This window comes from Mesorhizobium sp. L103C131B0 (genome assembly GCF_000502275.1).
In the GTDB taxonomy this organism is placed as follows: domain Bacteria; phylum Pseudomonadota; class Alphaproteobacteria; order Rhizobiales; family Rhizobiaceae; genus Mesorhizobium.
This window is the reverse complement of the sequence record NZ_AYXC01000005.1, coordinates 194651-216089: the sequence shown is the minus strand read 5'-3', so window position 1 is coordinate 216089 and position 21439 is coordinate 194651. Positions and strand designations below refer to the sequence as shown.

Below are 21439 nucleotides of genomic sequence, written 5' to 3'. Positions count from 1 at the left end.
CCTGCGCGGCTAGGCGCTGGCCTTGTCCAGCGCCACGAGATCGTCCGCGCTGAGCTTCAGCGATGCGGCGCGCACCAGGCTGTCGACCTGGTCCAGCGTCGTGGCGCTGGCGATCGGCGCAGTGATGCCGGGCTGCGCCATCACCCAAGCGAGTGCTACTTCCGCCTGCTTGGCCGAATGGCGCGCCGCCACAGTGTCGAGTGCGGCCAGAATGCGCATGCCGCGCGCATTGAGATAAGCCTTCACGCCGCCGCCGCGTTCACTTTTGCCGAGATCGGCCTCGCTACGGTATTTGCCGCTCAAAAACCCCTTGGCGAGACTGAAATAGGTGATGACGCCGATATCCTCGGCCACGCACAGATCATGCAGCGGCCCGTCGAAGAATGAGCGGTCGTAGAGATTGTATTCCGGCTGCAGCACGCTGTAGCGCGGCAGCCCGCGCAGGCTGGCAACATCGAGCGCGGCGCGCAGCTGGCCGGCGTCAAGATTCGAGGCGCCGATATGGCGGACCTTGCCGGCAGCGAGCAGCTTCTGGTAGGCGCCGAGCGTCTCCTCATAAGGGGTTGTCGGGTCCGGCCAATGCGAGAGATAAAGGTCGATCACGTCGGTCTGCAGTCGCTTGAGCGACGCCTCGACTGCCCTTTCGATATGGGCAGCGGACAGATCCTTCTTGCCTTGTCCCATATCCGAGCCGACTTTGGTGATGACGATGATCTTGTCACGGTTGCCGCGGCTTTTCATCCATTTGCCGATGATGGTCTCGGACTCGCCGCCCGCGTGGCCGGGCACCCAGCGCGAATAGGCATCGGCCGTATCGATAGCGTTGAGGCCGGCGTCGCCGAACCGGTCGAGCAGGTCGAAGGAGGTCTTCTCGTCCGCGGTCCAGCCGAAGACATTGCCGCCCAGGACCAGCGGCGCGATGGAAAGGTCGGTTTGACCGAGACGGCGTTTTTGCAAGACGGGGCTCCGTGGGCTGGCGGCGGGCGACCCGAATGCTCCGGGCCGCAGCTAAGCTAGGTCTCGCCGCGCCGAGGTCAAAGGCCTCAGCCAATTTTTCCAGCGGGCCAGCGCTTCACAAAGGCGCAAGAGCTTCGCCTGCAGGCTCGCCGTGGTCTACTGGCTCACGAGGCGATCCGCTTCGCCACCTCTTCCAGCCAGTGGTCGCTGATACCCAGCGCCGCGAGATGCTGCAGCGTGTTGAGCACATAGTCCTCGTTGTTTCCGGACTGGCCGACGGCGCCACGGATAACACCTGCCGCATGCGCGGGGTCGAGCCCGCCGGCATACTGCTCATGCTGGCGGTCGACGATATAGGCGACCGCTTTCACTCTCTCTCCCGCGGCCGCCCCATTCCCGTCGAGGCTGATATCGAGCACACGCTCGAGGTAGACGCTGGTCACCAATTCGCGCTCGCGCAGATAGGTCAGCACCTCATCGCGCAGCTCGCCGGGCACGCGAAAGGCCAGCCCGATGCAGGAGCCGCCACGGTCGAGGCCTAGCACCAGGCCCGGCCGCTGGCGCGTGCCGCGATGCACGAAGGAATAGACGCACAGCGACCGGCGGTAGCCGTAAAGCCGCGCGCGCCGTGTCTCGACATGGGCGAATCCCGGTCGCCAGATCAGCGAGCCGTAGCCAAAAACCCAAAAATCGCCCATATCGCCAAGCCTGATTGCACGAGAGTGACGCCGCCGCATCGGAATCGGTGCTCTTCTGTTCTTTTTGCTTGTTGCGTAAGCCACAGTCCACCCGCAACACGCCCGCGTTAATGAAAGCCGCAGCATGACGTCAAGTGACGAGCGTCCGTCGAAGTTTCGCCGCCGGCTAATGTGGCTCGCTGCCTTGGTCGTTATGCTGTTCGGCGTCTACAGCGCGGTCTGGTTCTATGTCGCCGGTCGCGTCAGCAGCGAAGCCGACAAGGCGGTGGCCTCGCTCAAGGACAAAGGCATCGAGGCCGGCTGCGCCAACCTCACCGTCAGCGGCTACCCCCTGAGTTTTGCCATCTCCTGTGACAATCTGGCTTACGAGGACGACGCCAGGAACGTTGCCGCCTCGGCAGGCAGCTTCAACTTCGTTGCAGAGCTCATCCGGCCTTTGTCGCCTGCCGCCGAGTTGCGTGGGCCGCTGCGCACCTCGGTGCCGGGGATGGCGCCGCTATGGATCGACTGGGACAATCTGCAGGCCAATGCCAAGCTCTCCTGGCCCCTGCCCCGGAGCATTTCGCTGCAGGCGGAGAGCTTGTCCGGCCAGACGGATCCGGCCGACGACACTGATCCGGTTTCACTGTTCAGCGCCGGAACCGCGGCGGGCGAGTTGCGACCCGACGGCCAGGACATCGGCTACGTCGGCAGCTTCACCGATCTTGAGATCGACGCCGACGCGATCGGCGGGCGCGTGCTGCCGCCGCTCGACGGCAGCGGCGACGCGACGCTGAAGAACGGCGTCGCGCTGATGAAGACGCAGGCCAGGAGCCTGCGCGGCCAGGCGGTCGACATCCACAAGCTCGATCTGTCGTCGGGAGCCGCGCGCATCACCGTCTCCGGCCCGGTGTCGGTCGACGCCAACGGCCAGGTCAATGCCGACCTGACGATCAAGCTGCAGGATCCCAAAGCCGTGGCGGCAATCCTCGCCACCGCAATCCCCGAGCAGAAGAGCCAGATCGAGCAAGGCTTTGCCGGTCTGGCGCTGCTCGGCAACGAACCGTCAATGCCGCTCAAGGTGGTGAAGGGCAAGGTCTCGCTCGGCTTCATTCCGCTGGGCAAGATCAAGCCGCTCGATTAGAGCAATTCCAGGAAAAGTGTGAGCGGTTTTCCGTCCGGAATTGCGTTAAAACAAAGAGATAGAGCATGATCGCAAAGAGCGGGAACGGCTATTGGGGAGAGATCATGCTCGAGCAAGCCGACGCATGAACCGACCGGTGAAACTGCTGAGCGTTGGCGCGCTGACGCTGGATACCATCCTGCGCGTCGAAACCCTGCCCACGCATCAGGGCAAGTTCATCGCCTCGGACGGCATCCAGATCGCCTCGGGCATGGCGACAAGTGCTGCCTGCGCCGCCCGCCGTCTCGGCGCCGAGGTGTTCCTGTGGGCAAGTGCAGGTGGCGATGCCGTCGGCGACCAATTGCTGGCCGGCATCGAGGCCGAGGGCGTCGATTGCGGCTTTGTCCGCCGCGTCGAAGGCGCCCGCTCGGCGCTGGCCGCGATCCTGGTCGACGCTCATGGCGAGCGCATCATCGTGCCCTTCTACGACCCAAAGGCGCAGGCCGACCCCGAGGCGGTGCCTGTCGCCGATCTTTCCGGCTTCGATGCCGTGCTGGTCGATGTGCGCTGGCCGGGCGCCGCCGCTCTTGCCTTGACCGCCGCGCGCGACGCCGGTTGCCCGGCAATCCTCGACGCCGACACGGCGCCGGTTGAGGTGCTGGAGCGCCTGCTGCCGCTGGCATCGCACATCGTCGCTTCGGAGACGGCGGCACGCATCGTCTGCGGCCATGCGCTGGACCCCGAAACCGCCTGTGCCGACCTCGCCAGCCGCACCGATGCCTTCGTGGCGGTGACCGGCGGCGCCGCGGGAAGCTGGTGGCATGACCGGTCCGCCGGATGCGTGCGCCACATCGCGGCGCCGAAGATCAAGGCGGTTGACACGCTTGCCGCCGGCGACGTCTTCCACGGCGCCTTTGCTGTCGCGTTGGCGGAAACCATGCCGATTGAGCAGGCGTTGCGCTTTGCCAGCGCGGCGGCCGCGCTCAAATGCCAGCGCTTCGGCGGCCGGCTGGGGGCGCCAAACAGGGACGAGGCAATGGCCATGGTCGCGGCGACCTGGCCCGTCTGAAACAGATTTAACTTTTCACCGCCTGCCGGCCGAAATCCGGCACGTCGATATCCTGGCCGGCCTCGATGATCGAACGGCGAACGGCCCGGGTGCGGGTGAACAGGTCGAACAGCTTGTCGCCGTCGCCCCAGCGGATCGCCCGCTGCAGCGAGGCGAGGTCCTCCGAAAAGCGCGCCAGCATTTCCAGGATGGCATCCTTGTTGTGCAGGCACACGTCGCGCCACATGGTCGGGTCGGAGGCGGCCAGACGGGTGAAGTCGCGGAAACCGGAAGCCGAATATTTGATCACTTCCGACTTGGTCACCGATTCCAGATCGTCGGCCGTGCCGACGATGTTGTAGGCAATGATGTGCGGAAGATGCGAAACGATGGCCAGCGTCATGTCATGATGCTGCGGGTCCATCGAGTCGATGTTGGAGCCGCAGCGCCGCCAGAATTCCGACAGCTTTTCCAGCGCGGCCGGATCGGTTCCCGGCAGCGGCGTGAAGATGCACCAGCGGTTTTCGAACAGGTCGGCGAAACCCGCATCCGGGCCCGATTTCTCCGTACCTGCCAGCGGGTGCCCCGGAATAAAGTGCACGCCGTCCGGTACATAGGGCTGCATTTGCGCAATGACGGAGGCCTTGGTCGAACCGACATCGGTGAGGATGGCGCCCTTTTTCAGCCCCGGCGCGATCTCTTGCGCCACCTCGCCCGACGATCCCACAGGCACCGAGACGATGATCAGGTCGGCGTCGCGGACCGCTTCCCTGGCGCCGGTGGTGTAGCTCTCGCCAAGACCGAGCTCCTTCGCCCGCGCCAGCGTGGCCGGGCTGCGCGTCGCGATGGCGACATGGCGGGCCAGGCCCTCGCGGCGGATGATGCGGGCCAGCGACGAGCCGATCAGGCCGATGCCGACCAGCGCGATCTTTTCAAAAATCGGTGATGTCATTGTTTCAGCTTTTCAGGAACGTCGTGAGGGCGTCGATAACGCCGCGATTGGCTTCTTCGGTGCCGACGCTCATGCGCAGCGCATTGGGAAAGCCATAGCCGGTAACGCGCCGCAATATATAGCCGCGCTGGGTGAGGTAGTCGTCCGCCGCCTCAGCCGAATGCTTCTTGTCGTCGGGAAAGTGGATGAGGACGAAATTGCCGACGCTGGGCGTCACCCTGAGCCCAAGCTTCGTCAGCTCTTCATTCAGCCAGGTAAGCCAGGTCTCGTTGTGCAACGAACTGCGCTCGACATGGGCGCGGTCGCGGATGGCGGCAATGCCGGCCTCGATCGCTGTTGCGTTAACGTTGAAAGGGCCGCGGATACGGTTGATGGCATCGACGATGTGCAGTGGGCCATACATCCAGCCGATGCGCGCGCCGCCAAGGCCGAGCTTGGAGAAGGTGCGGGTCATGACCACATTCTGTGCGCTGCCCGCCAGCTCGATGCCGGCCTCGTAGTCATTGCGCCTGACATATTCGGCATAGGCCGCGTCGAGCACCAGAAGCACGTTGCCCGGGAGCGTGGAATGCAGGCGGCGGACCTCCTGGAACGGCAGATAGGTGCCGGTCGGATTGTTGGGATTGGCGAGAAAGATGATTTTGGTCCGCGGCGTCACCGCGGCCAGGATCGCGTCGACGTCGGCGCGCTCCTCGGTTTCCTTCACAGCAACCGGCTTGGCCCCCGCCGACTGAATGTAGATCTTGTAGACCATGAAGGCATGTTCGGTAAAAATCGCCTCATCGCCTGGCGCAAGATAGGTCTGCGCCAGCAGGCCAAGTATCTCGTCGGAACCGTTGGAGCAGATGATGTTTGCCGGGTTGAGGCCATGCACTTCGGCGATCGCCTCGCGCAACCGGCGGGCGGTGCCGTCGGGATAGACATCGAGCTTGCCAGCCACTTCGCGCGCGGCCTCGATCGCCTTCGGCGACGGGCCGAGCGGGTTCTCGTTCGACGACAGTTTATGGACCTTGGCGATGCCGGCCGGTGCCGTGCTCTTGCCCGGCACATAGGCGTCGATGTCCATAATGCCCGCGCGGGGCGTCGGCCGTGCCTTGTCCGCTGTCTTGTCCATGTCGCAAATCCATCGAGAATGCCTCCGTCCGGAGGCCGCAGCGGAAATACAAGCCGTAGCCGCGAATGTCGAGAGGCGGGCAATAGCTGGCCGTTGACGCCGGGCCGCACGAGTTCTAGAAGAACGCAACAGTTCCGTGGTGATTTGGCCGGTCGGCTTGCAGCCACGTTAAACAACTCGCTAAAGGGCCGTTTGCGTGACGTAACCGGCTTTGCGATCGCATTGCCGGTTTTTTATTGCCTGACGGCGGGCAAGGAGAGTCACATGGCCGCGCTCCGCGCTACAAAAACCAACAACGAGGCCGACAACCCGTCGAGCCCTGTGTTGCGTTTTGGCCCTGACAAGCCGCTGAAGCTCGACGCCGGCACGCTTTTGTCGCCGTTCCAGATCGCCTACCAGACATATGGCGCCCTCAACGATGCCCGCACCAACGCCATCCTGGTCTGCCACGCGCTGACCGGCGACCAGCATGTCGCCAGCACCAATCCGGTGACCGGCAAGCCCGGCTGGTGGGAAGTGCTGATCGGTCCCGGCAAGATCATCGACACCAACCGCTTCTTCGTCATTTGCTCCAACGTCATCGGCGGCTGCCTCGGTTCCACCGGTCCGGCCTCGACCAATCCCGCCACCGGCAAGCCCTACGGCCTCGACCTGCCAATCATCACCATCCGCGACATGGTGCGGGCGCAACTGATGCTGGTCGACCATTTCGGCATCGAAAAGCTGTTTTGCGTGCTCGGCGGCTCGATGGGCGGCATGCAGGTGCTGGAATGGGCGTCATGCTATTCCGAGCGCGTCTTCTCGGCCCTGCCGATCGCCACAGGCGCACGCCATTCCTCGCAGAACATCGCCTTCCACGAGGTCGGCCGGCAGGCCGTCATGGCCGATCCGGACTGGCATGGCGGCAAATATTTCGAGCACGGCAAGCGCCCGGAAAAGGGGCTCGCCGTGGCGCGCATGGCCGCCCACATCACCTATCTGTCGGAAGCCGCCCTGCATCGGAAATTCGGCCGCAATCTGCAGGACCGCGAAGCGCTGACCTTCGGTTTCGACGCCGACTTCCAGATCGAAAGCTATCTGCGCCACCAGGGCATGACATTCGTCGACCGCTTCGACGCCAACTCCTACCTCTACATGACCCGTTCGATGGATTATTTCGACCTCGCCGCCGACCATGGCGGCCGGTTGGCCGATGCCTTTGCCGGGACCAAGACCCGCTTCTGCCTGGTGTCCTTCACCTCGGACTGGTTGTTCCCGACCGAGGAGAGCCGCTCGATCGTGCATGCGCTCAACGCCGCCGGCGCCTCCGTCTCCTTTGTCGAGATCGACACCGACCGCGGCCATGATGCCTTCCTGCTCGATGAACCCGAACTGTTTGCCGCCATCAAGGGCTTCATCGGCTCGGCGGCCCGCGCAAGGGGGCTCGCCTCATGAGCGTCAATGGCAGCCAGCGCGTCGACCTCGAAGTCGTGGCCAACCTGATACCGCCGCAGTCGCGGGTGCTCGATGTCGGCTCCGGCGACGGCCTGCTGCTCGAACTCCTGCAGGAGACCAAGCAGGTCGACGGCCGCGGGCTGGAGCTGTCACAGCGAGGCGTCAATGAATGCGTTGCGCGCGGCCTCTCGGTCATCCAGGGCGATGCCGACACCGACCTCGAATTCTATCCGGACAAGGGTTTTGACTTCGTCGTCCTGTCACAGACGCTGCAGGCGACCCGCAACCCGAAGCTGGTGCTCGACGAGCTGCTGCGAATCGGCAACCGCGCCATCGTCTCCTTCCCCAATTTCGGCCACTGGCGGGTGCGGCTGTCGCTGTTCGTCAAGGGCCGGATGCCGGTGACCGCGGACCTGCCCTATTCCTGGTACGACACGCCCAACATCCATTTCTGCACCATCCGCGACTTCGTCAATCTGGTCGAGGAACTCGGCGCTTCGGTCGAGAAAGCCACCGCGCTCGACGGCAACGGCCAGAAGATCGGCCTGTCGATGCCATGGTGGTTCTGGAATTTCTTCGGCCAGCAAGCGGTGTTCTTGCTGAAGCGGTAGTTTGCCCCTATTCCAGCACGTCCGTCGCCTTGTGCGGGTGCTGAACGCCATCGGCGATGATCACATCGGCGTGGGAGTTGTCGGTGCGCAAGACCAGAATCTCCCGATAGGCTGATGAATCGTACCAGCCCCACGCATGCGCCCTGTCCGGAAACTCGATGACGATCAGATGCCCGGGCCATTCGTTTTCGACCACGTCCATGTCGCCGCCGTGGACAAGGAAGCGGCCGCCGAACGGCTCCAATGTGGCGTCGATCCTCTGCAGATACTCGACAATCTGCGGGCCCATTGTGACTTGACGCATATGGGCGACGGCGTAGGCGGCCATGGCTGAACTCCCTGTGAGATCGAAGCCCGACGACCGGCTTCGTTGGCGCAATCTGCAGACATGATGGCCATCGGTCGATTACGTCTGGGGTAATCGGCCGGCTTACCGGCGTCCTGGCTCAACAGTTTGTGATGACATTGCCGCTGGTTTTTTGTAGCGTCGAATCGAATGCCATCCCGGGGTAAGGCTTGGACGGCGACCATCAAAACCTCCGGCCTCCAGGCATTTCGGGGCACAATCGAAGCAACATGTCCAAGGCAACCGACCTCGCTCCGCTGATCTCGGTGATCACACCGACGCACAATCGCCGCAGCAAGGTGGTGCGCGCCGTGGAGAGCGTGCTGGCGCAGAATTTTCCCCGGTTCGAACACATTGTCGTCGATGACGGCTCGACCGACGGTACGGCAGCCGCACTTGCCGAAATCCGCGATCCACGGCTGATCTATGTTGGCTCGAAATGGCGCGGCGCCAATGCCGCCCGCAATGCCGGCATCGAGCGGGCGCAGGCGCCGGTGGTGACATTCCTCGATTCCGACGACGTCTATTTGCCGGATCGCCTGGCGCGGACGCTGGAGCAGTTCGACAACAATCCCTCGCTCGAAGTGCTGATCAGTTCCTTCGTGTCGCTGAAGGGCAATCGCCGCACCAACTGCGTCAACCGCGAAGCGCTGCTGAGCCGCGACTCGCTGGAGCGGGCCCTTGTCGCGCAGACCATCTTCATTGCCGGGTCGGCAATCACCGCCCGGCGCGAGTCGCTGCTGGCCATCGGCGGCTACGACAGTGACGTCACGCGCATGCAGGATCGCGAATTGTTGCTGCGCTTTGCCCGTCGCAGCGGCGCGCAGCTGTCCGAAGTGATCGACTGGAAAAAGTACAACTCGGAGAATTCGATCTCCGGTCGCCGGGACGGCTATGTCGAAGCCTATGCGAGCTTGATCGACAAGCACCCCTATATCGCCGACCGCTACCCCTACATTCCGCCTTACATGATCGCCCGGCAGCTCATCGCCGATGCACTCAAGGGCAGGGTTTCGCAGGCGTTCTCCGGCTATATGGCCAACCGGTCGTCGAAGGCGCTTGGCTATTCGCTGCCGCAGCTGTTGCGTGGCTATGTCGGCGGCCGGCGCTGGCGCCGCGATCTCTATGCCGAATTTCGCGACAAATACGGTGCACGGCCGGCCTGAAGTTTGCCGACAAGCCGCGCAGCGGCTTTCCCCTCCGAACTGCCTCAAACCTCATTTGTCGAGTTCCGGCAGATATGGGTCGGAATATAGCCGCCGGTCGCGTTCGCCCTGCAGGCAGTCCATGGGTGCGGCGGCATCGATCGGGACCACGGTCGCATCGGCGATGCCGCTCACCTCCAGGATCAGCTTGCGGCGTATGGCGGTGGCGAATTCCGAGGCCGCATAGATCGGCAACACGAAGGAGCCGGGCCCACCGGTGACGCAGTCGTCATAATACTGGTCGAGATGGCTGAAGGTCGGCGACGGGCTGATCAGGATCGGCAGGCCGTTGATGACGATGCCCTTGGCCACCGCCGCATCGCGTGTCGTGGCGACGGGCAGCCCGGTGTTGTTGGGACCGTCGCCGGAAATGTCGATGACGCTGCGTGGCGCATCGAACCCCGTGCCCTCGAACAGCCCGGCGCCGAAGGCAAGCGCACCGGAAATCGAGGTGCCGCGAAAGCTGCGGAACGGCCGCGCTTCTATTCTGTCGGCGAAGGCGTTGGCGCTCTCTGCGCTGTCGATCACCTGCCAGGCGATGACGCCATCCTCGCGCACGACGCCCGCCCATTCGAAATAGGCAAGCGCGATGCGCCCGGTGGTTCCCGAGCGCACGGCCTTGATGAAATCGGGATGCCTGAGCGCCTCGACATAGCCAGCGCGCTGCAGCGCGAACTCCCTCTCGTCCATCGACTGTGAGATGTCGACGGCCAGCACCAGTTCGACATCCACGGCAACGGCCGGGGCAGCCACGGGCGTGGTGCAGGCAAGGCAGGCAAGCAGGCTGAGCGCATCGAGCATGGCCGCACCACGGATGTTTCGACCCGTGAATCTTCGCCGCGATCGCGGCGAAATAAAGCCCCTTCTACTTCTTTCGCCGCACGGCCGCTTTCGGCGGCGGGTCGATGGCGCCGGTCCTGACTCGGGCGGGTTTCAGTGGCGCAGCACCCGTATCCTTCACGATGTTCAATGCGCGTGGAAAGAAATGACCATTGTGCAGTCCGCGCCCGATGTTGAGGATCGCGGTTTCCGGCAGGCGTTTCTCCAGCATGGACAGTACCCTTCGCAGCGAAGGACCATCGAACGCGTCCATCGCTTCGTCGATGATCACCCATTTCGGCTGCCGCAAGGCCAGCCTGGCGAAGGCCAGCGACCGCTGTTCGTCATCGTTGAGTTCACGCTCCCAGCGTGCGGAACGGTCGAGCGAGGATGACAGCCGCTCGAGGCCGACCTCGGCCAGCACCGCCCCAAAATCAGCATCGCCAGCCGGCGCCGAGCCATTCGGATGCAGCACTTCGCGTAACGTGCCGGCAGGAAAATACGGAACACGCGGCACGAAAATCGGCGTTTCTCCGGCCGGCAAGCCGATCCGCCCGCTGCCCCAGGGCCAAAGGCCGGCAATGGCGCGGAAGAACAATGTCTTGCCGGCGCCTGGGTCGCCGGTGATCATGACGCGCTCACCGGGATGGATCTCGACATGGCTGTCTAAAAGTTTGGTGCAGCCCTCCGGCGAGGCCACTTGGAGCTTCTCGAAGGTCAGGCTGCCATTGGCGTTATCGCCGAATTCGATGCGCTTTTCCTTGTCGTGCAACACATCGGTTTCATCGAGCGCAATGCGGAAGTCGGCAACGCGCATCAGCGTGGCGCGCCAGTCGGCGATGCCGCCGATATTGTTGATGAACCAGCGCAGCGACGAGTGCACCTGGTTGAAGGCGCCGACCGCCATCATCAACCCGCCAAAGCTGATGTCGCCTGAAAAATAGACCGGCGATGCAACCAGGATCGGCGCCACCACGGTGATCCAGCCATAGGTATCGGTCACCCAGGAAAGGTTGATCTGCGCTTTGTAGATGTTTCGCATCGCGCCCAGCACCGTGCCAAGGTCGATTTCGAGCCGTCTCTTGGCATCGGCTTCGCCGTGATAGAGCGCGATGGCGTCGACATTCTCGTTGACGCGCACCATCCCGGAACGCAGCTCGGCCTCGCGGGTGTAGCGGTCGCTGTTGAGGCGGATNACATTCTCGTTGACGCGCACCATCCCGGAACGCAGCTCGGCCTCGCGGGTGTAGCGGTCGCTGTTGAGGCGGATCAGCGGCCGCCCGACCAGCCAGCTCAGCCAGGAGGCGATGCCGGCATAGAGGAACGCGGCCCAGACCATGTAGCCCGGTATCGCCAGCGACCAGCCGTTGATGTGGAAGACGAAGCCCGACGAGAGTTGCCAAAGCACGCCGACGAACGACACCAGCAGGATGAAGGATTGCAGCAGGCCGACGCCGAGGTCCGTCGACAGATCGGACAGATGCGCGGCATCCTGCTGCATGCGCTGGTCGGGATTGACGCCGATGGCGCCGGCATTGGCGAGCCGGAAGGCCCGCGCCGGCCGCATCCATTGGTCGATCAGGTCGAGCGTCAGCGCCTCGCGCAGCTTCAGCCGGATCATCTGGTTGAGCCAGGTCTGAGCGATGTTGAGCAGCAGCAGCGTGCCGGCAATCACGGCAAAGATCATCAGCTGATGCAGGAAGGCCGCCATGTCGCGACGCGCCAGCGCATCGTAGAANCCGGCAATCACGGCAAAGATCATCAGCTGATGCAGGAAGGCCGCCATGTCGCGACGCGCCAGCGCATCGTAGAAAGGCTGGTTCCAGCGGTTGAGCAGAACCTGGCCGATCGACGTCGCGACGATGACCGCCATAATGCCGACCGACGTCCAGACCAGCCACTTGCGCACCGGTGAGCCTATCAGCGCCCGTTTGATCGTCGCCACCTGATCGCGCAGGCTGCTGGCTTCCACGGCTACGGTAGCCAGCGGATGTCGATCGCCACCNGCCATAATGCCGACCGACGTCCAGCCCAGCCACTTGCGCACCGGTGAGCCTATCAGCGCCCGTTTGATCGTCGCCACCTGATCGCGCAGGCTGCTGGCTTCCACGGCTACGGTGATCGGCTGAACAGTGGCCTGATTGTCCATTTGGTCAGTCTTACCGAGATCCTTGCGTTCATGTGCGATGCTGAACCAGATGAAGAGAGCCGACGGCCGCCGCTCCCCAACCAGTCCGCCACCCCAGAACTACAGACACGTTCGGTAAATTCCGGGCGACGCAATTTTCCACCTTGATCACCAAGGTTCCACGTGGCGAGACGATACTGCCGCGCCTACGTCCCTCGGCCCGGCGGCCGAGCGCTGTCGGCGACATGGACTTCGGTCACTTGGATGTCGGTTCAGCGATGCCGACACGATGCCCGTACTGCCCGACACGGTCCATAGCACCTTGGTGTCGGTGGCAGGTTGAGGGCCGCCATCCCGATGCGGTAAGTCTTCAGGCGTGGTTACGGTGATTGCGGTCAAATCCGGCTTGCGTCAATTCGCTCGTGAAGGCCTGACTAAGATGCAATCGCGTCCCTGCGAGCGCGCCTATACCTTCGTCTGATTGGATCAGAACACGGCATTTCGTATTCTGACGTATCGAAAAGACGCCGGTGCGCGGCCTGTAGAGAGACCTGGGATCATGACGCAACAGTTGAGCAAGACAGCCGGCTCGGATCGCTTCCTGCGCACTCCGACAGATCTTGGTTCCGACGCGACCCGCGACATCGCTGCCGGCCTGGCCGGTCTGCTCGCTGACGTCTTCACCTTGTATCTTAAGACCAAGAATTTTCACTGGCACATGAGTGGTCCGAATTTCCGGGACTATCACCTCCTGCTCGACGAGCATGGCGATCAGATCTTCGAGATGACCGACGCGATCGCCGAGCGCGCGCGCAAAATCGGCGGCACCACGATCCGTTCGATCTCCGATATCGCGCGACGCCAGCGCATCCTCGACAACAATGCCGACTATGTTGATCCGCAGGACATGCTCGCCGAGCTTCACGGCGACAATAAGCAGTTGGTGGCCGAGCTGCGTCGCGTCCATGAGCTGTGCGATAGCTATTCGGACATTGCCACCGCGAGCCTGATCGAAGGATGGATCGACGAAAGCGAACGGCGCAGTTGGTTTCTCTACGAGATTTGCCGCGCCTGAGCGAAAAAGCGGGCAAGGCGGCGGATGCGATTCTGCACGCCCGGCAAGGATCGCGCATTCGGTGCTGATGCAACGTCCTCCAGTTGGAGTGCAACGCGGTCGGGGGCATTTTGCTGACCGCTGGTCGGGTGGCATTGATCCGCATCGACTTTCCTGCGCGAAGTTGGCTCAAGCTCATGGAAACGCGCGCGTTCTGATAAGAGCGCAGACCGCGTTGCTGGCAGTTTTGGTGTAGAAGCTTTCGGGTGCAGAAGCTAAGGCGTGATCAGAGGGAAGCGCACACCCGCAACCGATCCACACGGGGTGAATTTCCACTGCACAGAGCCGCCAAGTTCCGCCGTCAGCGCGCGTATCAACCGCCACTCATGTCCCTCAGGCGGATCAGAGGCGGCGCATCCGTCGTCGCAGACAACGCACCAGGCGCTGCTGCCACTCCTGTTCAGTGTGACACGGATGGAACCCTGGCGATCCTTCAGGCCACGGCGAGCCGCGTTGCGGACAAGTTCGGAGACGATCAGACCGACGCGCCAGCACCGCGCGGCCTCGAGCGGGATTTCGTCCATTGCAACGGTCAGCTGAATGCCCCGCTCGCTGAGGTATGCGCGCGACAGGCTGGAGCACAACTTCCCGACATGATGACCGAGGTCGATGTTTTCCTCGGCGATCGGTACGAGAAGGGATCGATGCGCCTCAGCCATCGCATGCAGACGGTCCGCGGCGCGCCTCAACGCTGGCGCGGCCGTCGCTTCTCCCCGGGACGCGGCCAGCGACAGGATCGCGATCGCTTCGCTATATTCGTTGATCACCCGGTGGCTGATCTCTTCGAACAGATGCGATGCCAGCGGCTGGTCCGACGCGGGTGATGGATTCGCAAATCCAGTTAGCATGGCCAGATCCTCCGGTAACGCCGCCCCACCACAAGAGCGCCATTCGCGATGTTCTGTAAAAGACCACAGCAGACCCCGTCGAAACGTTCCATTGCGCCAAGGTGTCGGCAATACTTAAGACGGAGGTACGCCGCGTGGATTGGCGCTCTGAGTATCTCCGGGCAAAGCCCGTGCGGGCGAATTAAGACAAATCTCCGCCCCATATTGGTCGGCACTGTGGGGCGCCGCTCGATTACCAATAATGTGGCGACAGTCACGTTATTACCGCCAATATCAAAGTATCCGCGACACCATTGGACAATGGTTGCAGGCCTTGATTGTCCACATGTTCACTCCGGGAAGAGACGCGGCGCAGCTGGGTCCGTGGTCCCCAACATCATCGAGGTCTGTCATGCAAACTGAACAAAAAGTGGTTCTCATCACCGGCGGGTCGCAAGGCATTGGCGCGGCGCTGGTTGAGGCCTATCTCGGCCGGAACTATCGCGTCGTTGCCACCTCTCGCTCTATCAAACCTTCCGATCGATCGGATTTACTCGCGATCGCGGGCGATATCGGCAACCCCTCTACGGGGCCGAGGGTGGTCGAGGAAACACTCCAGCGTTTCGGGCGGGTCGACACGCTGATAAACAACGCCGGCATCTTCCTTGCTAGCAGTTTCACGCATTACTCGGCAGAGGATTACGGCCGCGCGGTCGCGACCAACCTGACCGGTTTCTTCTTCGCCACGCAAGCCGTGATCGCCGCAATGGAACGTCAGGGCGGCGGCCACGTCGTCAATATCACCACGAGCCTTGTTAAGCAGGCCAGTTCAAAGGTGCCATCGGTGCTCGCTTCGCTGACAAAGGGCGGGCTCGACGCTGCGACCCGGAGTCTGGCGATCAATATGCCCGCAGCGGAATCCGGGTGAACGCCGTGTCGCCGGGCGTCATCAGGACGCCGATGCATGCGCCGGAGACGTACGAGGCGCTGGCGGGCCTGCATCCGCTCGGCCGCCTTGGTGAGATTTCCGACATCGTCGGCGCGGTCCTCTACCTGGAGGATGCCCCTTTCGTGACGGGGGAAACCCTTCATGTCGACGGCGGCCAGAGCGCTGGCCACTGACCCACCAGTCAAAGGAGAGTCTTCATGCCTATTGTTACCGTCCAGCTCACGCGCGAGGGCACCGAGCCCGGTGTGGACCATGTTACAAAGGAGCAGAAAGCAGCCATCTACATGGGCGTGAGCGAGGTACTGCTCGACGTTCTCGGGAAGCCGCTGGACTGGACGTGGGTAGTGTTTGAGGAAGTGGAGATGGAGAATTGGGGTTGGGGCGGAATGCCCGTCGCCGAATACCGCAAGCTGTTGGCAGTAAAGGGCGTTTGAGTCCCACTGCGTCTCCCCCGAAAGGCATGCCGGTGTTTCAGTTGACATGGTTTGCCTTCGACGTCGGCGACCGTGACGTATCCCACCGTCGAGGTGGATCGGTTGGGACTATTCTACCGTGAAGCGGGCCCGTGCGATGCGTTGACCATCCTGCTGCTCCACCGCTTCCCGTCGTCGTCGCGCATCTACGATTCGCCGCTGCCGCTGCTCGCCGACCCGCTATCACTTCGTTGCGCCCGACTATCCTGGTTTCAGCCGTATTGGCAGTGAAGTGGCGCTGGCCGCGGACATACGCTTCGCCTGCCGCGAAAAGGTAATTATTTCGCAATTCGATGTCGGCGCGGTATTTGCCCCAGGCGGCGGGCCAATGCCCCAGGTGCCACGCGTGATTGGGGTAGCCGCGCTATGGAGATGCTGGTGGGGCCGGCGAATTCAACGGTGAGTTGGCGAAGCGCTACGGCCATGTGAATCGGGCGCTGCCCGGGATCAGACCAAGGCGCTTCAATAGACCAAGGTATCGCCGACACGTTCGTCCAATATGAAAGGTCTCCTGCGCCAGCCTAACTCTGCGACACAACGAAAATAGGAGTGATCGCAATGCGCCGACAAAAATGGCCTGCCGTGCGAGGTTTAGCGACCGCAGTTTCGGCGGTAGCGTTGGTGGTCAGCAGCGGCCAACCCGGGCGAAGCTCCGACCATTTCGACTCTCCGGCCATGACCGGCAACCCGCAGGCAGATATCGGCGATGTCTATGCCTGGACAGCGTCAGAGGGCGATCGGTTGAACCTGGGCATGACCGTTGTCGGGCACACCTTCTCGGACCGGCTCCAGTACATATTTCGCATTGACAGCGGGAAGGCGTTTGGCCGCACTACTGCCTCGACGGAGATCATCTGCCGGTTTCCCGCGCCAAAAATGGCAAGCTGCCAATTGGGCACCGTGGATTCAGTGGAAGGCGATGCCAGCGACGCGGAGGGGCTGGAGAGCCGCAACGGTCACTTCCGGTTGTTCGCCGGGTTGCGGGACGATCCGTTCTACAACAACGTCAAGGGGTCATTGGCCGCCTATGGGGTTGTGTTGGCCGCGCTAAAGAGCGGTGCCGCGCAACCCGACGAAGCCGGATGTCCGCAGCTGGACGAGGAAACCATCGCAAAGGTTGGCGACCAATGGCGCCATACCGACGGCGGCCCGGCCACGAACCTCCTCGCCAACTGGACCGCCTCCGCCATCGTCGTCTCGGTCGACCTTGCGGTCGTGTCGAAGGGCGGGGCGATACTGGCGGTGAGGGGTTCATCGACAACATCGGCCAAGACTCTCGATCAGATGGCGCGGCCGTTCGTGGGCAACACGCTGCTCGGCGTTTCACCCTTCTCAACTGATGATGCGAGCGGTGACGAGCGGGAAGCGTTCAACACGGCGAGCGCGAAAGCCAGGATGTCGTATATGGCGCGGATCGAGAAATCTCTGGCGTTCCAGGACAGCCTCGACGGCAAGTGCGGCAATCAGTTGCTTACGGAAAGGTCCCCGGCACCGGCACAACGCTACCATGCCCTTGCCACCATGTTCGTGGACGATCGCCTATGGGTGAACAGTGCGGCGCGGGTCTGCCGGCAGTTTCTAGCGGTCGAGCTCGCATCACTGGCCAAACTTTCGCAGTTCGACGGCGATTGCGGTGGTCGCAGCCCGACCTACGACACGCCAAACATGTGGCGGTCGTTGCTGGTCAGCGGGACGACGCACGGTATCGCCTGGGACGGCTTGCGTGGCGACGAGTATCCGGCTTCGGCGACGATCTTCCCGTTCCTGGCGCCGCCCGATCCCAAGGGCGTGGACCATTGACCGTGAGGATGTCCGACCGAAACTTTCGAATGTCCGCGGCGGTGGCGGCCGTCGCCGGTGTGCTGCTGATGTCCGGTTCGGCGCAAGCGCATACGGGAACCGGACTGCCCGGGGGATTCGGTTGGGGGTTTTGGCATCCCCTGAGCGGCGCTGACCATCTGCTGGCAATGGTGTCGGTGGGTCTTTGGGGCGCGTTCCTGGGGCGCCCTCTCATTTACCTGCTGCCGGTGGTCTTCCCAACGGTCATGGCAGTCGGCGCGGTACTCGGCATGGTCGGGTTGCCGGCACCATCGGTGGAGATCGGCATCGCGCTATCGGTTCTGGTGCTCGGGAGTTGCATCGCCCTGGCCATCAGGGCTCCCGTATGGGCCGCGGCCATCGTGGTGGCTGCCTTTGCGCTGTTCCATGGGTACGCCCATGGCAGGGAGCTGCCGTCGGCAGCCGATCCCGTCGCCTACAGCGCAGGTTTCGTCCTCGCGACCGGCCTGTTGCACGTTGCGGGCATCGGCATCGGCGCGCTGAATGCTTATCGCTGGGGTAGTATTGCGGTACGCCTGGTGGGCGGTCTTATCGCCGCTGCCGGCTTGTGGTTTCTCCAAGCGGCGGTGAGCGTGTGAGGGGCGGAGCACTTCCTCCAGCCCTGCTGCTGGCGGCGCTGGCTCTCGCGCTCGCTTTTGCCACGCCGCGCGTTCGGATCGTCAGCCTCATTGCGTTGGCCATCACGCTTGGCGCGCTGTCCCAACTGGAGCTTCCGCGCGGCTGGTTGGAGATCGCCTTTCTCGGGTGCTGGGCAACCACCGTGGTGAATGCCGCCACTGTGCACTTGCCCGGCGGTGTTGGGTGGCGTAGCGGGCTCGCCCTCTCGCTCAACTCGGGGGTGTGGGTCACCGCAGTGGTCCGGCTCGCCGGCTCGCCATCGGACCTGCCAAAGGCGTGCTTGATGTTGATCGTGCTGATACCCGCCGGCTGGCTGGTCGCTCGGCGGGCGCCGATCGCCGTCAAGGTCGGGTCGAGTTGGCTCATCGCCATCGCCATTCTGTGCGCCACGCTGCCGTTCCTCCCCGTTACACCGGGCTACTTGCCCGATCATCTCGAATAGAGCGCCGCCATGAACCTTGATCATCCCAAACGCTCCATTCGACGCCGACGCGCGCGCTTGGCGCTCGCAATCGTGCTGTGCTGCGGTGGCGCGCCGGTTAATGCCCATGACTTCTGGGTCCAGCCAAGCGCGTTTTGGCTGTCGCCCACGGCCATCACGACCATGACGCTGCAGGTAGGACACGGTCCTGCCCGCCAGCGTTCACCGATCACGCTTCGCCGCATCATACGATATGAAGCGTTTGCTCCAGATGGGTCCAGGGTCGATCTCAAAGAGCGATTGCAATTGGGCGCGCCGTCAGCAGATGGATCCTTCGTCTTGCAGAAGTCCGGTGCCCATGTAATCGTCTTCCAGACGGACGATCGCGCCCAAGTGCACCTCCCGTTCATCAGATTCAACGATTACATCAAGGCCGAAGGATTGACGCCGGCGATAGACCTACGGGTTCGGCTCAATCGGATGGACCGCGACGGATCGGAGAATTACAGCCGGTGCGCGAAGTCGATCGTGCAGGTGGGGGGCGCAGTTGAGGGTAACCAGTCGCAGGCCACCCGTATCTTAGGCTTGCCCCTCGAGATCGTACCGGATCGCAGCCCCTATGCGCTGCCACGATCCACCACGCTTCCCGTGCGCGTTCTTTATCTCGGGCGGCCGCTGGTGGGCGCGTTGGTGAAGCTGACGCGCTTGGAGGACGACGCCGTGCCGTTCGAGATGCACCGCACGGATCACGCGGGACGCGCCACCTTCGCCATGCCGTCCGGTGGGACTTGGTTGCTGAATGTCATTTGGACAAGGGTCCAGCCGAGCTCGGCCGAGACCGATTTCGACACGACGTTTTCCAGCCTGAGCTTCGGTTTTTCACCGAACCGGGCAGTTCGGGTTCCTTAGCCATGGCGGCTTGAGCCTCGGAAGCGCCAGCTGCCGTGTGCGAGCTACGTTGCTGCCAGCGCATGGTCACGAAAGACGTCGTTCATGGCTCCAAAATCCTCTGGTGGCCGGGTGCGGGCCAGATAGAGCTGAAACGGGTGCGAATAAGCATCGTGACGCCGCGGCCACCATACGCTTTGCACACCAGGGCTATGATAATACATGCGGACCATATTTTCCCAGCCGTGCCATTGAGCCGGCTCCAGAATCCCAGCCTCGCGCTGGTACCAGGCATTCTCCGCGAGCTTGAAATAGGAGAAAAGGAAGTAATGCGCGATGATCCGTTGCTCGCGGCTCGACGCGTTCCAATCCTGAGTTACAATCGCCAAGGCTTCGCCCAGGGCCGGCGCTTCCATCCCCGGAATATTGAGGCAGGCGATCGACGTGGAAAGCGAGTCGATGACCGCTAGTTTCTGAAAACGCACGCTTTGCCGAACCTTAAGTCCGACGAAGAACAGCGAACCCAGCACCCCGAGTGCCGCAATTACCTGGCCGAGGGAGGCAGCGTCTTGCAGCGACATTTTGGTCTCCTCGTCCAGGCCGTCTTGGCCTTTAGAATGTCAGCTCGCTCCTTCAGCCCGGCCCCGCTCGGCCAAGCGGCCGCTTATGTGGGTTCGGGCAATGCCGAACCCAGTTCGCCGCTCGGCCCGCCGGCGATCAGGCCCTTCATTTGGGCGCCGACATTGAACTCCTCGGTCTCATCGACTTTCTGGCGTCGCCCACCCGTGTAGTTCCACGCTGCTTCCGAGATGTAGTGGCTGCTGACAATGATGCCCTCGCTTGCGAGGAGGGGCTTCAAACCAAGCCAGTCGCCGCCCAACCCGATTGGCTCGCCAACTTGGTTCGGCGCCGAAGGAGGCCCGGCCGCCGACCCATCATCCTCGGCATCCGTAGAGATCCCAGTCGTACCAGCTGATTGTCCGCGAGCCGCTCCGGCAAACGCGACGGGCGCCAGAAACGTAAAAACGGTGATCATCTTTATTGCCCGGGTCACTCGCCCTCCGTCGGAGATCAAGACCTTCTTCAGGATGGGAGATCGTAGCGAATGTTAATAGGGCTATTGTTCCTTGGTATTGCTTCGAAAAGGTATCTGAGCTCCAATACGAAGGGTGTGATTGTGTACGTCGTTCGATCGACCCAATTCTTGAGATCGGGTTTTCGGTAAAAGAACGGAGTGAACGATAGCATTCAAAGTACGGTGATCCTCGCGCTCGCGGGGCTAGGCTGCCTGGTGGCGGTGAATTAGTTCAGTGGCCGCTAGATCGGTGGTCGGCACCGTCTCCGATACCAGGCCAGCGGATGGTAAGCAGTTCCGTACTACACGTGTCACCCGGCCTATTGGCGAGTGACGATCAATCGGCTGCCCTTCAATATCTCTGGCCCGACGCGGGACCGGAGTTAGCGCGCGTTCTGACGTCCGGCCGCTTACCGGCACTGCCTGATCTTTTCGTGCGGCTGAGCCGGGCGCCGGTTGTGTCGATCGTCTCGATCCGTGGCCGGGCGTCGGGCGTCGGCAGCGAAAGATCTCGGCTACAGCCACCGCGATCTGCCGAGCCAGGCCGGCCACGATGCCCCTTTCATGGCGCGCATCAAATCCGGCACTGAGGCCATAGGACGAAAGTATCAGTAACGATTGAAGAGGCGACGCGAAGAGCCAAGGGGGTAGGGCCCGCACCACCACCTTCGCCCTTCTCGCTCTGAGGCGCGGCACAGGACCCCTATTGAGGTAGGTTCTCGGCGTGCCAAGGCGTCGCCCGCGCCGGGTCAGAGACGGACCGAGACCAAAGGCCAACTTAAAACCCGTATCAGGGAAGCCACATTAAACCTGTCGGCGCG

General features: G+C 62.9%; 21 protein-coding genes, 3 pseudogenes and 1 riboswitch. Of the genes and pseudogenes, 14 read left to right on the top strand and 10 right to left on the bottom strand.

Annotated elements, in window-relative coordinates; genetic code table 11:
• Positions 1-9: 9 nt before the first annotated feature.
• Positions 10-957: an aldo/keto reductase gene (locus X730_RS152690; RefSeq protein ID WP_023826249.1), complete on the bottom strand. Its 948-nt coding sequence runs from the start codon at positions 955-957 to the stop codon at positions 10-12.
• Positions 958-1121: 164 nt separating this feature from the next.
• Positions 1122-1655, bottom strand: coding sequence for a gamma-glutamylcyclotransferase (locus X730_RS152695; RefSeq protein WP_023673305.1), 534 nt, complete (start codon positions 1653-1655; stop codon positions 1122-1124).
• Positions 1656-1779: 124 nt separating this feature from the next.
• On the opposite strand from X730_RS152695, the gene X730_RS152700 reads away from it, so the two are divergent.
• A complete protein-coding gene (locus X730_RS152700; protein ID WP_023826248.1) occupies positions 1780-2778 on the top strand; it encodes a DUF2125 domain-containing protein in 999 nt (332 codons plus the stop codon).
• A 124-nt stretch (positions 2779-2902) separates the two neighbouring features.
• Positions 2903-3826 (top strand): sugar kinase, encoded by a 924-nt coding sequence (locus X730_RS152705; protein ID WP_023673303.1) that lies wholly within the window; start codon positions 2903-2905, stop codon positions 3824-3826.
• Between the two features lie 7 nt (positions 3827-3833).
• Here X730_RS152705 and X730_RS152710 read toward each other — a convergent pair whose 3' ends face one another.
• Both X730_RS152710 and hisC read right to left on the bottom strand, forming a co-directional pair.
• Entirely contained in the window at positions 3834-4757 is a 924-nt protein-coding gene (locus X730_RS152710; RefSeq protein ID WP_023826247.1) for a prephenate/arogenate dehydrogenase family protein, read from the bottom strand.
• Between the two features lie 4 nt (positions 4758-4761).
• Positions 4762-5871 (bottom strand): histidinol-phosphate transaminase, encoded by a 1110-nt coding sequence (gene hisC / locus X730_RS152715; protein WP_023826246.1) that lies wholly within the window; start codon positions 5869-5871, stop codon positions 4762-4764.
• Between the two features lie 126 nt (positions 5872-5997).
• A riboswitch (SAM riboswitch) is annotated at positions 5998-6075 on the top strand.
• A gap of 60 nt (positions 6076-6135) precedes the next feature.
• Between hisC and X730_RS152720 the strand changes: the two genes are divergently transcribed.
• Together X730_RS152720 and metW are read left to right on the top strand one after the other, a co-directional pair.
• Positions 6136-7305 carry a homoserine O-acetyltransferase gene (locus X730_RS152720; RefSeq protein ID WP_023685352.1) on the top strand — a complete coding sequence of 390 codons (1170 nt, stop codon included), beginning with the start codon at positions 6136-6138 and terminating at the stop codon, positions 7303-7305.
• Positions 7302-7916: a methionine biosynthesis protein MetW gene (gene metW, locus X730_RS152725; RefSeq protein ID WP_023685353.1), complete on the top strand. Its 615-nt coding sequence runs from the start codon at positions 7302-7304 to the stop codon at positions 7914-7916. Before X730_RS152720 ends, metW begins: the two co-directional genes overlap by 4 nt.
• Positions 7917-7923: 7 nt before the next feature.
• Here the strand turns inward: metW and X730_RS152730 are convergent, their stop codons facing one another.
• Complete coding sequence (locus X730_RS152730) at positions 7924-8244, bottom strand: DUF1330 domain-containing protein (protein WP_023826245.1); 321 nt, start codon at positions 8242-8244, stop codon at positions 7924-7926.
• A gap of 248 nt (positions 8245-8492) precedes the next feature.
• On the opposite strand from X730_RS152730, the gene X730_RS152735 reads away from it, so the two are divergent.
• Positions 8493-9428: a glycosyltransferase family 2 protein gene (locus X730_RS152735; RefSeq protein WP_023673297.1), complete on the top strand. Its 936-nt coding sequence runs from the start codon at positions 8493-8495 to the stop codon at positions 9426-9428.
• 51 nt (positions 9429-9479) lie between these two features.
• On the opposite strand, the gene X730_RS152740 is transcribed toward X730_RS152735, so the two are convergent.
• Together X730_RS152740 and X730_RS152745 are read right to left on the bottom strand one after the other, a co-directional pair.
• Positions 9480-10268, bottom strand: coding sequence for a DUF1194 domain-containing protein (locus X730_RS152740; RefSeq protein ID WP_023714977.1), 789 nt, complete (start codon positions 10266-10268; stop codon positions 9480-9482).
• A 64-nt stretch (positions 10269-10332) separates the two neighbouring features.
• Positions 10333-12297 carry an ABC transporter ATP-binding protein/permease gene (locus tag X730_RS152745; protein ID WP_031196870.1) on the bottom strand — a complete coding sequence of 655 codons (1965 nt, stop codon included), beginning with the start codon at positions 12295-12297 and terminating at the stop codon, positions 10333-10335.
• A 676-nt stretch (positions 12298-12973) separates the two neighbouring features.
• Between X730_RS152745 and X730_RS152750 the strand changes: the two genes are divergently transcribed.
• A complete protein-coding gene (locus tag X730_RS152750) occupies positions 12974-13489 on the top strand; it encodes a DNA starvation/stationary phase protection protein (protein WP_023826243.1) in 516 nt (171 codons plus the stop codon).
• 254 nt (positions 13490-13743) lie between these two features.
• Here X730_RS152750 and X730_RS1000000165320 read toward each other — a convergent pair whose 3' ends face one another.
• Positions 13744-14376: a sensor histidine kinase gene (locus X730_RS1000000165320; RefSeq protein ID WP_023669186.1), complete on the bottom strand. Its 633-nt coding sequence runs from the start codon at positions 14374-14376 to the stop codon at positions 13744-13746.
• Positions 14377-14767: 391 nt separating this feature from the next.
• On the opposite strand from X730_RS1000000165320, the pseudogene X730_RS01000000164410 reads away from it, so the two are divergent.
• The 7 genes and pseudogenes from X730_RS01000000164410 (at position 14768) to X730_RS152775 (ending at position 19564) form a co-directional block, all read left to right on the top strand.
• Positions 14768-15477 (top strand): annotated as a pseudogene (locus tag X730_RS01000000164410) (SDR family oxidoreductase).
• A 24-nt stretch (positions 15478-15501) separates the two neighbouring features.
• Positions 15502-15738, top strand: a complete 237-nt coding sequence (locus X730_RS152755) for a 4-oxalocrotonate tautomerase family protein (protein WP_023669184.1) — start codon at positions 15502-15504, stop codon at positions 15736-15738.
• Positions 15739-15789: 51 nt separating this feature from the next.
• A pseudogene (locus X730_RS1000000169230) lies at positions 15790-16220 on the top strand (enoyl-CoA hydratase-related protein); the annotation flags it as partial.
• 115 nt (positions 16221-16335) lie between these two features.
• The gene (locus X730_RS152760; RefSeq protein WP_155922440.1) at positions 16336-17577 is read left to right on the top strand and encodes a hypothetical protein; all 1242 of its coding nucleotides are present in this window, start codon (positions 16336-16338) and stop codon (positions 17575-17577) included.
• Positions 17578-17606: 29 nt separating this feature from the next.
• Positions 17607-18194 (top strand): HupE/UreJ family protein, encoded by a 588-nt coding sequence (locus tag X730_RS152765; protein WP_023669182.1) that lies wholly within the window; start codon positions 17607-17609, stop codon positions 18192-18194.
• Entirely contained in the window at positions 18191-18676 is a 486-nt protein-coding gene (locus tag X730_RS152770; RefSeq protein ID WP_023669181.1) for a hypothetical protein, read from the top strand. Before X730_RS152765 ends, X730_RS152770 begins: the two co-directional genes overlap by 4 nt.
• A 9-nt stretch (positions 18677-18685) precedes the next feature.
• Positions 18686-19564 (top strand): DUF4198 domain-containing protein, encoded by an 879-nt coding sequence (locus tag X730_RS152775; protein ID WP_050589071.1) that lies wholly within the window; start codon positions 18686-18688, stop codon positions 19562-19564.
• A 44-nt stretch (positions 19565-19608) separates the two neighbouring features.
• Here the strand turns inward: X730_RS152775 and X730_RS152780 are convergent, their stop codons facing one another.
• Both X730_RS152780 and X730_RS152785 read right to left on the bottom strand, forming a co-directional pair.
• Positions 19609-20124: a hypothetical protein gene (locus tag X730_RS152780; protein ID WP_023826241.1), complete on the bottom strand. Its 516-nt coding sequence runs from the start codon at positions 20122-20124 to the stop codon at positions 19609-19611.
• 83 nt (positions 20125-20207) lie between these two features.
• Positions 20208-20579, bottom strand: coding sequence for a hypothetical protein (locus X730_RS152785; RefSeq protein WP_023826240.1), 372 nt, complete (start codon positions 20577-20579; stop codon positions 20208-20210).
• Positions 20580-20933: 354 nt separating this feature from the next.
• Between X730_RS152785 and X730_RS1000000168620 the strand changes: the two are divergent.
• Positions 20934-21124 (top strand): annotated as a pseudogene (locus X730_RS1000000168620) (enoyl-CoA hydratase/isomerase family protein); the annotation flags it as partial.
• Between the last annotated feature and the right edge of the window lie 315 nt (positions 21125-21439).